Annotated in this window: 10 protein-coding genes; 6 read left to right on the plus strand and 4 right to left on the minus strand. The window is 64.3% G+C overall.

The window, feature by feature from the left end; genetic code table 11:
- Positions 1-60 precede the first annotated feature (60 nt).
- Complete coding sequence (locus TNMX_RS06320) at positions 61-2,271, minus strand: ATP-dependent Clp protease ATP-binding subunit (RefSeq protein WP_038030500.1); 2,211 nt, start codon at positions 2,269-2,271, stop codon at positions 61-63.
- 170 nt (positions 2,272-2,441) lie between these two features.
- Here TNMX_RS06320 and TNMX_RS06325 point away from each other — a divergent pair, with 170 nt between their 5' ends.
- The 4 genes from TNMX_RS06325 (at position 2,442) to TNMX_RS06340 (ending at position 5,593) form a co-directional block, all read left to right on the plus strand.
- Entirely contained in the window at positions 2,442-3,962 is a 1,521-nt protein-coding gene (locus TNMX_RS06325) for a glycine--tRNA ligase (protein ID WP_038030502.1), read from the plus strand.
- Positions 3,963-3,980: 18 nt separating this feature from the next.
- A complete protein-coding gene (locus TNMX_RS06330) occupies positions 3,981-4,307 on the plus strand; it encodes a DUF6883 domain-containing protein (RefSeq protein ID WP_038030504.1) in 327 nt (108 codons plus the stop codon).
- On the plus strand, positions 4,304-4,525 hold the full coding sequence (locus TNMX_RS06335) for a DUF4926 domain-containing protein (RefSeq protein ID WP_015716720.1): 222 nt from the start codon (positions 4,304-4,306) through the stop codon (positions 4,523-4,525). The genes TNMX_RS06330 and TNMX_RS06335 overlap by 4 nt, the downstream gene beginning before the upstream one ends.
- Before the next feature lie 72 nt (positions 4,526-4,597).
- On the plus strand, positions 4,598-5,593 hold the full coding sequence (locus TNMX_RS06340; RefSeq protein ID WP_038030506.1) for an aspartate-semialdehyde dehydrogenase: 996 nt from the start codon (positions 4,598-4,600) through the stop codon (positions 5,591-5,593).
- On the opposite strand, the gene TNMX_RS06345 is transcribed toward TNMX_RS06340, so the two are convergent.
- Positions 5,580-6,287, minus strand: coding sequence for a TlyA family RNA methyltransferase (locus TNMX_RS06345; RefSeq protein ID WP_038030508.1), 708 nt, complete (start codon positions 6,285-6,287; stop codon positions 5,580-5,582). The genes TNMX_RS06340 and TNMX_RS06345 overlap by 14 nt on opposite strands.
- Positions 6,288-6,307: 20 nt before the next feature.
- Between TNMX_RS06345 and TNMX_RS06350 the strand changes: the two genes are divergently transcribed.
- Positions 6,308-6,613 carry a DUF3234 domain-containing protein gene (locus tag TNMX_RS06350; protein WP_038030510.1) on the plus strand — a complete coding sequence of 102 codons (306 nt, stop codon included), beginning with the start codon at positions 6,308-6,310 and terminating at the stop codon, positions 6,611-6,613.
- The gene (locus tag TNMX_RS06355) at positions 6,606-7,034 is read left to right on the plus strand and encodes a hypothetical protein (RefSeq protein ID WP_038030512.1); all 429 of its coding nucleotides are present in this window, start codon (positions 6,606-6,608) and stop codon (positions 7,032-7,034) included. Before TNMX_RS06350 ends, TNMX_RS06355 begins: the two co-directional genes overlap by 8 nt.
- Before the next feature lie 5 nt (positions 7,035-7,039).
- Here the strand turns inward: TNMX_RS06355 and TNMX_RS06360 are convergent, their stop codons facing one another.
- Both TNMX_RS06360 and TNMX_RS06365 read right to left on the minus strand, forming a co-directional pair.
- On the minus strand, positions 7,040-8,689 hold the full coding sequence (locus TNMX_RS06360; RefSeq protein WP_038030514.1) for a glutamine--tRNA ligase/YqeY domain fusion protein: 1,650 nt from the start codon (positions 8,687-8,689) through the stop codon (positions 7,040-7,042).
- A gap of 69 nt (positions 8,690-8,758) precedes the next feature.
- Positions 8,759-10,106 (minus strand): serine hydrolase (locus tag TNMX_RS06365; protein ID WP_038030527.1); only part of this gene is annotated, 1,348 nt, incomplete at its 5' end.

Raw genomic sequence — 10,106 nt, forward strand, 5'->3', positions numbered from 1 at the left:
GGGCCCAAGAAAAAGCGGCCCCCTCGGGAGGAGGAGTGGCCTTGGGATTCCTGGCAACATCTAGACCAAAAGCTCCTCGCCCTCCACCTCGTGGAAGGCCAGGTGCCCATCCTCCACGTTCACGTAGAGGTGGCCGGTGGGCTTTTTGAGGAGGGCCAGGGAGAGGGGATCTTCGATGCGTTCCCGGATGATGCTCCGGATGGCCCGGGCGCTCCCCGTCTTGGGGGCCTGCTCCACCACGAACCGGGCCACCTCGGGGGCAAAGCGCACGGTGATGTCCCGGGATTGCAGCTCCTTCTGGATGTCGTCCAGCATCATCCGGGCCACCTGCACCAGCTCCTCCTCGGTGAGGGGGCGGAAGCGGATCACCTCGTCCAGCCGGTCCAGGAACTCGGGGGTAAAGAGGGACTTGAGGGGGGATTCCGTGTCCACTTCCTTACTGGTGAAGCCGATGGCCGGGCCCACGTTGTAGCCGGTGTTGGAGGTCATGATGAGGATGACCCGGCGGAAGTCCACGGTCCGCCCCATGCCGTCCGTGAGGCGGCCCTCGTCCAGCACCTGCAGGAAGGTGTTGTACACGTCGGGGTGGGCCTTCTCGATCTCGTCCAGAAGCACCACGCTGAAGGGCTGGCGGCGCACCGCCTCCGTGAGCCGGCCCCCCTGCTCGTAGCCCACGTAGCCCGGAGGGGCCCCGATCAGCTTGGAAACGGAGTGGGGCTCCTGGAACTCGGACATGTCAAAGCGGATGAGGGCCCGCTCGGAGCCGAAGAGCACCTCGGCCAGGGCCTTGGCCAGCTGGGTCTTGCCCACCCCGCTTTGGCCCACGAAGAGGAAGCTGGCCGCCACCCGGGTCCGGCCTCCCAGACCCACCCGGGCCCGCCTAAGGGCGCTGGCCAGGGCGCGGATGGCCTCCTCCTGGCCCACCACCCGCTTTCTAAGCTCGTCCTCGAGGCGCATGAGCTTCTCGTCGTCCTTGTCGTCCACGTAGATCCCACCCCAGGAGTCCACCACTGCCTCGATGTCCTCCCGGGTCACCACGGGGGTCCCGTCCTCCTCCTCGGCCACGGGCAGGCCCAGGGAGGCGTTCAGGCGAACCCGGCTCGCCGCCTCGTCGATGAGGTCGATGGCCTTGTCGGGGAAGTTGCGCCCGGGAAGGGAACGGATCCCGATCTTGACCGCAAGCTCCAGGATCTCGTCGGGGATGATGACCCCGTGGTGGGCCTCGTAGCGGGGACGGAGGCCCTTCAAGATCTCCAGGGTTTCGTCCGGGGAGGGCTCCAGGACGATCACCGGCTGGAAGCGCCGCTCCAGGGCCGCGTCCTTCTCGATGTAGCGGTGGTACTCCCCGGTGGTGGTGGCCCCGATCACCTGGATCTCCCCCCGGGCCAGGGCGGGCTTCAGGATGTTGGCGGCGTCCAGGGTACCCTCAGCCCCCCCGGCCCCGATCAGGGTGTGGAGCTCATCGATGAAGGCGATGACCTTGGCATTTTTTAGCTCCTCGATGATCTGGCGGAGGCGTTCCTCAAACTCCCCCCGGTACTTGGTGCCCGCCACCACCCCCGCCAGGTCCAGGGCCACCACCCGGGCACCCTTGAGGATGGGGGGCACCCGGCCCTCCACGATGGCCTGGGCCAGGCCCTCCACGATGGCGGTCTTGCCCACCCCGGGGTCCCCGATGAGGACGGGGTTGTTTTTGGTGCGCCGGGCCAGGATCTGGATCACCCGGTTGATCTCCTCCTGCCGGCCGATCACGGGGTCCAGCTTGCCCTCCCGGGCTTCCTTGGTGAGGTCGCGGCCATACTCATCCAGGAAGGGCGTGTTCACCGGCTTTTCCCGTTCCCGGCCCTCGGCCATGGAGAGGATACGCCAGCGAATGGCGTCCACATCCTTGGCGAAGTGGGAGAGGATGCGGTAGGCGATCCCGTCACCCTCTCGGATGATGCCCAGGAGGATGTGCTCGGTGCCGATCACCGGGGCCCCCATGTTGCGGGCCTCGGCGCTGGCCAGCTCCATGACCCGCCTGGCCCTGGGCGTAATGGCAGGGGGTTCTCCGGTGCGGCTCCCCTCGCCGCGGCCCACCAGCTCCTCCACCATGCGGCGCATGGCCTCGAGGCTTGCCCCGTACTCCTGGAGGATGCGGGCCGCTGTACCCCCCTCGCGCATCAGGCCCAGGAGGAGGTGCTCTGGGCCGATCATGGAGTGGCCTAAGCGGCTCCCCTCCTCCCTTGCGTAGTGGAAAACCAGCCTGGCGCGATCGTCGTACCTGTTCATGCTCCCCTCTTCCCACATTCTAGCCTAAAGGAGGCCGCGGCGGGGGTTTGCGCCTGGGATTACCTTGGCCTTGGGGAAGGCTCTTGGCCGGGGCTTCTAGGAGCAAAAAGGGCCCGGCATCCGGTAAGATGCCCTCTAACCGGGGGCCAAGCCCCCTTTCGGGAGGGACGATGCCGGCGAGCAGCCTTGACGAACTGGTGGCGCTTTGCAAACGCAGGGGGTTTATCTTTCAGGGCTCCGAGATCTACGGGGGCCTCCAGGGGACCTACGACTACGGTCCTTTGGGGGTGGAGCTCAAGAACAACCTGAAGCAGGCCTGGTGGCGAAGGAACGTCTACGAGCGGGACGACATGGAGGGGTTGGATGCCAGCGTCCTCACCCACCGCTTGGTCCTGTACTATTCCGGCCACGAGGCCACCTTTGCCGATCCCATGGTGGATAACCGCATCACCAAGAAGCGCTACCGCCTGGATCACCTCCTCAAGGAGCAGCCGGAAGAGGTGCTGGGGAGGCTCTACCGGGCCATGGAGGTGGAGGAGGGCAATCTTCATGCCCTGGTCCAGGCCATGATGCAGGCCCCGGAAAGGGCTGGGGGGGCCATGACCGCAGCCGGGGTGCTGGATCCCGCCACCGCTGAGCCCGGGGACTGGACCCCACCCCGTTACTTCAACATGATGTTCAAGACCTACGTGGGCCCGGTGGAGGACGAGGCTTCCCTGGCCTACTTGCGCCCGGAGACCGCCCAGGGCATCTTCGTCAACTTCAAGAACGTCCTGGACAGCACGAGCCGGAAGCTTCCCTTCGGCATCGCCCAGATCGGCAAGGCCTTCCGCAACGAGATCACCCCCAGGAACTTCATCTTCCGGGTGCGGGAGTTCGAGCAGATGGAGATCGAGTACTTCGTCCGCCCGGGGGAGGACGAGTACTGGCACCGTTACTGGGTGGAGGAGAGGCTTCGGTGGTGGCAGGAAATGGGGCTAAGCCGAGATAACCTGGTCCCCTACGAGCAGCCCCCCGAGGAGCTGGCCCACTACGCCAAGGCCACGGTGGACATCCTCTACCGCTTTCCCCATGGCCTCGAGGAGCTGGAGGGGATCGCCAACCGCACGGACTTTGACCTGGGAAGCCACACCAAGGACCAGGAGGAGCTTGGCATCACCGCCCGGGTGCTTAAAAACGAGCACTCCACCGCCCGCCTGGCTTACCGCGATCCCGATACCGGCAAGTGGTTTGTCCCCTACGTGATCGAGCCCTCGGCCGGGGTGGACCGGGGGGTCTTGGCCCTCCTGTCGGAGGCCTTCACCCGGGAGGAGCTCCCGAATGGGGAGGAACGCATCGTCCTAAAGCTTAAGCCCCAGCTCGCCCCCATCAAGGTGGCGGTCATCCCCCTGGTCAAGAACCGCCCGGAGATCACCGAGTACGCCAAGCGCTTGAAGGCCCGGCTCCAGGCCCTGGGGTTGGGCCGGATCCTCTACGAGGACACCGGCAACATCGGCAAAGCCTACCGCCGCCACGACGAGGTGGGCACCCCCTTCGCCATCACCGTGGACTACGACACCATCGGGCAGAGCAAGGATGGGACCACCCGGCTCAAGGACACGGTCACCGTGCGGGACCGGGACACCATGGAGCAGATCCGACTTCACGTGGACGAGCTGGAGGGGTTTTTGCGGGAGAAGCTCAGGTGGTAGGGGAGGGCACCGGCAGGAATGGGTTTTCTCGTGCCCCGGTCCAAGCTGACGGAGTACCTGCTTAACCCTAGGCATCCGGAAGGGGGGAGCAAGGCGCGGTTTTTTCTGTCCAGGGGTTTTCCCGTGGATGCACCGGAGGTGCTGGAGGCCGCGCTTTTGGCGCATACCCAGGCGGCTCAGGAAGTCCAAAGGCGCCCGGGGCTATACGGGGATGGGGAGGTCTTGATCCTAAGGGGCCCTTTGGTCTGCCCCACGGGTCCGGTTCTCCTGCAAAGCGTTTGGTATCGTGGGGAGGGAGAGGATACCTTTCGCTTGGTGACCGCCTACCCGTGGAGGGAGAAATGATCCGCGAGCACGATCTGGTGGTTCTTAAGCGCGACCACAGGGAAGTGGGCCTCGAGGCGGGGGATGTGGGTACGGTGGTCCTGGTCTATCCCAAGGGTGGCTACATGGTCGAGTTTGTGGACCATGAGGGAAACACCTTGGCTTTGCTGGATCTAAAGGAGGACGAGGTCCTTCCCCTGCGGGGTCCAGCCCTTCTGCGGGCCAAGGTGCTGGGGTAGCCCTTTGGGTGAAGAAGGTCTGGGAGGCGAGAGCATGGTGGGCTTCTGGGTAGCCAGCAAGGAGGAGAGAAGGTGAGGGTAGCCGTGGTAGGGGCCACGGGGGCCGTGGGGCAGGAGATGCTGAAGGTCCTCGAGGCCAGAAACTTTCCCTTGAGTGAACTTAGGCTATACGCTTCCCCCCGCTCTGCGGGCAAGACCATGGCCTTCAGGGGGGAAGCCATTCCGGTGGAGCCCCTTCCCGAGGGGCCTCTGCCCGTGGACCTGGTGCTGGCCAGCGCCGGAGGGTCCCTTTCCAAGGCCCTGGCCCCCGTTTGGGCCCAAGGGGGAGCCCTGGTGATCGACAACTCCAGCGCCTGGCGCTACGAGCCCCATGTGCCCCTGGTGGTGCCGGAGGTGAACCGGGAGCGAATCTTCCAGCACCAGGGCATCATCGCCAACCCCAACTGCACCACGGCCATCCTGGCCATGGCCCTTTGGCCCCTGCACCGGGCCTTTCGGGCGAAGCGGGTCATCGTGGCCACTTACCAGGCGGCCAGCGGGGCCGGGGCCAAGGGGATGGAGGAACTCCTCAGGGAAACTCACCGCCAGCTGCATGGGGAAACCCCCGTGGCCGAGGTCTTCGCCCACCCCCTACCCTTCAACGTCATCCCCCACATAGATGCCTTCCAGGAAAACGGCTACACCCGCGAGGAGATGAAGGTGGTGTGGGAGACCCACAAGATTTTCGGGGATAGCTCCATCCGCATCAGCGCTACCGCGGTCCGGGTGCCCACCTTGAGGGCCCATGCTGAGGCGGTGAGCGTGGAGTTTGAAAGGCCCGTCTCCCCGGAGGCGGCCCGGGAGGTGCTGGCCCAGGCCCCCGGGGTGGAGGTGGTGGACGAGCCCCAGGCCAAGCGCTACCCCATGCCCCTCACGGCCAGCGGCAAGTGGAATGTGGAGGTGGGGAGGATCCGTCAGAGCCTGGCCTTTGACAACGGCCTTGACTTTTTCGTGGTGGGGGACCAGCTCTTAAAGGGAGCCGCCTTAAACGCTGTGCAGATCGCGGAGGAATGGCTTAAGGGACCTTAAGCCAGAGCCAGAACTCCCGGTTTCCCTCCTTCCCCGGCAAGGGGCTTTCCCTTTCCCCCAGCACCTGAAAGCCCAGCTCCCGGGCCTTCTCCCGCACCCGGGCCAGGGCCTTTTGCCGCAGGGCCTCGTCCCGCACCACTCCCTTGTGCACCCCGGGGCCCAGCTCAAACTGGGGCTTCACCAGGATGAGGGCCTCACCTCCCGGCCTAAGGAGCTCCTTTACCTTGGAAAGAAGCAGGGTGGAGGAGATGAAGGACACGTCCATCACCACCAGGTCCACGGGCTCGGGAAGAAGGAGGCTCCTGGCGTCCTGCTCCTCGAGGCTCACCACCCGGGAATCCTCCCTTAGGCGGGGGTGGAGCTGATCCCTGCCCACGTCCACCGCATAGACCCGCCTGGCACCCCTTTCCAGGAGCACCTGGGTGAACCCGCCGGTGCTGGCCCCGATGTCCGCGGCCACCTTGCCCTTCACCTCTAGGGAGAAGGCCTCGAGGGCACCCAGGAGCTTGTAGGCCCCCCGGCTCACGTACCGTTCCGGGGAGAGGACCTCCACCTGGGCTCCTTCCGGCACCCTGTGGGCGGGCTTGGTCACCACCTGCCCGGCTACCTTGACCTGGCCGGATTGGATAAGCCTTTGGGCCTTCTCCCGGCTTTCCGCCAGGCCCCTTTCCACCAGGTAGCGGTCCAGCCTCACGAGGGGTATTATGCCGGGGGATGGATCTCTCGGGGCCCTGGTACATCCTGGAGGGAGAGCCTGGGGAGCACGTGGTTTTGGAGGTCTTGGGGCAGAGGCTTTCCGGCATCTGGACCTCCGAGGCCCTGGCCCAGGGCTTCCTGGCCCGGCATCCTGAGCTAGGGATGCGGGTAAGCGCCCTAGAGACCCGGGCCTTGAAGGAGGCCTTCCTCAGGGCCCTGGGGATGCTCAAGGTGGATGGGGTCCTGGTGGATTACGAACCCGGGGCCCACCGAGCCCGGATGGCCCGGGTGGAAGCGCTTTTGGAGGAGGTTCGGCATGCGTAGGTGGCTTGCGGCGATTGTGGTGGTTTTGGCCTTGGGTCTGGCCCAGCGGGCTGAGGTGAGCGGGGGAAGCCCCTTTGGAGTGCAGGGGGGGTTGCGCTTTCCCCTGGTGCCCCTCCTGCTGGATGGGCGGGTGTATGGGGGCGTGGGCCTCGAGGCTATGGGAGGTGGGGTGGACCTGCTTCTTAAGCTTCCCCTCACCGACCTCTACCTGGGCCTTGGGGGGTTTTATGGCACAGGGCCGGCCCTTACCCTGCCCCAGGATGCCCGGGGCCATGCGGGCCTACGGGCGGTCTTGGGCACCTGGCTGAACCTGCCCCTGCCGCTTCTCGGGGTGTACGTGGAGGTGCACCCCACCCTTTACCTGGTTCCGAACATGGGCTTCGGGGTAGGGGGAGCGGTGGGGGTTAGCGTGGGGCTTTAGCCCCCCTACTGAGGCCGGTAGCCCTCCTTGAGGGGCACGATGCGGTTCATCACCAGCCGCCCTGGGCGGGAGTCCACCGGGTCCTGCCAGAAGTAGCCCAGCCTCTCCAGCTGGTAGCGGGTGTCCGGTGGATCCTGGGCCACGCTGGGTTCGATGAAGCCCTGCTTGACCTCGAGGGCCCTTGGGTTCAGGTTCTTCAGGAAATCCCCACCCTCCTCGGGGTCCTCGGTCAGGAATAGCCTGTCGTAAAGCCTGAACTCCACGGGCAGGGCGTGCCGGGCGGAAACCCAGTGGATGACCCCTTTGGGCTTGATGCCGTCCTCGGGGTTGGCCCCCAGGGTGCCGGGAACGATGCGGGCCTTAAGAAGCTTCACCTCGCCGTTTTCCTCCACCACGTCTTCCAGCTCCATCACGTAGGCGTGCCGCAGGCGTACCCTTTGCCCCGGGGCGAGGCGCTTCCAGCCCTTGGGGGGATTGAGGCTGAAGTCGGACCGCTCTATGTAAATCTCCTGGGAGAAGGGTAGGGGTCTATTCCCTTCCTTGCCGATGTCCCGGGGCCAGTAGGGGGCTTCGAGCCACTCCTCCCCCTGGTAGTTGGTGAGGACCACCCTTAGGGGTTCCAAAACCCCCAAGACCCTGGGGGCGATGGGGTTCAGATCGTCCCGCACCACCTCCTCAAAGAGCTCCATCTCGATGCGGGCCTCGTTGCGGGAGATGCCGGTGCGCCGCACGAACTCCCTGATGGCCTCGGGGCGCACCCCCCGCCGCCTTAGGGCCCTTAAGGTGGGAAGCCTGGGGTCGTCCCAGCCCGAGACGAAGCCCCCCTCCACCAGCTTGATGAGCTTCCGCTTGGAGAGCACTGTGTGGGTGAGGTCCAGGCGGGCGAACTCGTACTGGTAGGGCCTGGGGGAGAGGGGCAGGCCGCACTTCCCCTTCAGGTTCTCGATCACCCAGTCGTAGATGGCCCGGTTGTTCTCGAACTCCAGGGTGCAAAGGGAGTGGCTGACACCTTCGATGAAGTCCTCCAGGGGATGGGCGTAGTCGTAGAGGGGATAGATCACCCAGCGGTCCCCCGCATGGTAGTGGGGGGCGTGGACGATGCGGTAGAGCACGGGGTCCCGGAGCTTGAAGTTGGGATGGGCAGGGTCGATCTTGGCCCTTAGGACCCGGCTCCCCGTGGGGAACTCCCCCCGGCGCATCCTTTCAAAGAGTTCCAGGTTTTCCTCCACACTCCGGTTCCGGTAGGGGCTTGGCTTTCCCTGGGCCCTGAGCTCGCTCATCTCCTCTTCCGAGAGGTCGTCCACGTAGGCCTTGCCCTCCCGGATCAGCTCGAGGGCGCACTGGTACATGGTTTCAAAGTAGTCGGAGGCGTAGAGGACCCTATCGGGGGTGAAGCCCAGCCAGCGCACGTCCTCCTCTATGGCCCGGGCGTACTCCTCCTTTTCCGTTTCCGGGTTGGTGTCGTCGTAGCGCAGGTTGCACTCGCCTCCATAGTCCAGGGCCAGGCCGAAGTTCAGCACGATGCTCCGGGCATGCCCGATGTGCAAATAGCCGTTGGGCTCCGGAGGAAAGCGGGTAAGGAGCTTCTTGTACTTCCCTTCCCGCAGGTCCTTCTCCACGATCTCGGTGATGAAGCAGGGGGGAACGAGGGCCATAGGGAAAGTATAAATCTTAGGTTGAAGAGGGATCCTAGAGGAAGACCGGGTTCGGGGTTCCCTCCGCCTTCAAGCCCCTGTCCTGACCAGCTTGTAGGGCTCGTAGATGAGGGTAACGTCTTCGCCTTCGATGAAGAACTCCGCCCGGACCTTGCGGCCGCGCTGAGCCGTGGAAAAACGTGCGTAGCGGTCGGTGAGTTCCTCGGGCAGGAAGGGGACGCTGCCTTTGAGAAGTTGCCCGTGCGATTCCAAAAAAAGGACGTCGCCTTGAAAGCTGGCCCGTAGCTGCATGGTGCCCTTGAAGGTTTCGTAGCGGCCGGCGATCTGGCTAAACAGTTTTTGATTCTGGACAAAGGGCAAGGCCTCCGGGTTCTTACCCAGAACTCCTGCGAGCGCTACCATACCGATTTGCACCAGGGGATGCCCGCTTGCGTTGGCCAATACGGCGACGCCGATTTCGAGGTCGGGAATGTAGCCCAAAAACGCCGTGTGCACCAAAACCGATCCTTCATGGGAAACCAGCTTGTGGCCGAGGAAGTCCGGGTGAATACTCCAGCCGAGGCCATAGCCCTCGTCGGCAAGGAGGGATGAGGGGCGGGAAATATGTGGGGTTTCCATCTGTTCTAGGCTTTGGGATGACACCAACTGCTCCCCGTTGCTTTCACCCCGGTGAAGGTAGAGCTGTAGATAACGGCATAGATCTAGGGTGGTGCTGATCAAGCCTCCATCGGCAAATACCCCGAAAGGGAACCTTGAGGGAAGGTGCTTCCCATTCCCGTCAAGCAGGTAGGGCGTTGCCCAGTCTGGGTCGCTGGCAACGTCTCTCTGACGAAGGGTGGTCCGCTTCATACCCAGGGGTTTTAGAATACGTTCTTCAATGAATTCCTCGTAGGTTTTTCCGGAAACAGCCTCGATGATGTGGCCAAGTAGTCGATAACCCTCGTTAAGGTAGAAGAACCGTTGTCCTGGTCTGGCCACCGCCCAGGGTTCCGCACCCTCGAGAAAAGCCTTCAGGTCACCGAAGGAACCCATGGGAACCCAGGTTGCCTCCTCGCCCACGGTGTGGTAGATGAGAGCCTCAGCGTAAGCGGTTGCGGGGATGCCTGAGGAATGCGTGAGAAGGTGCCAGATTTGGACCGGCTGGCCAAACGGCTGCAGGCGAAGGGGGAGGAACGCTTCGATGGGATCTTGGAGGCGGAGCTTGCCTTCCTCGGACAGCATCATGACGGCGAGGGCGGTGAAGGATTTGGTAACGGACCCGATACCCACCCTCGTTTGGGGTGTCATCGGGGCAGCGCTCTCCAGGTTCCTGAAGCCGAAACCCCGGGTGTAGATCACCTCACCCTCCTTTACCACGGCGATGCTCAGCCCGGGAAGCTTGGTTTTGCTCATCTTCTCGAATACGTAAGCCTCAAAG

Origin of the sequence: Thermus sp. NMX2.A1 (assembly GCF_000511705.1) — a bacterium.
Taxonomy (GTDB): domain Bacteria; phylum Deinococcota; class Deinococci; order Deinococcales; family Thermaceae; genus Thermus; species Thermus scotoductus.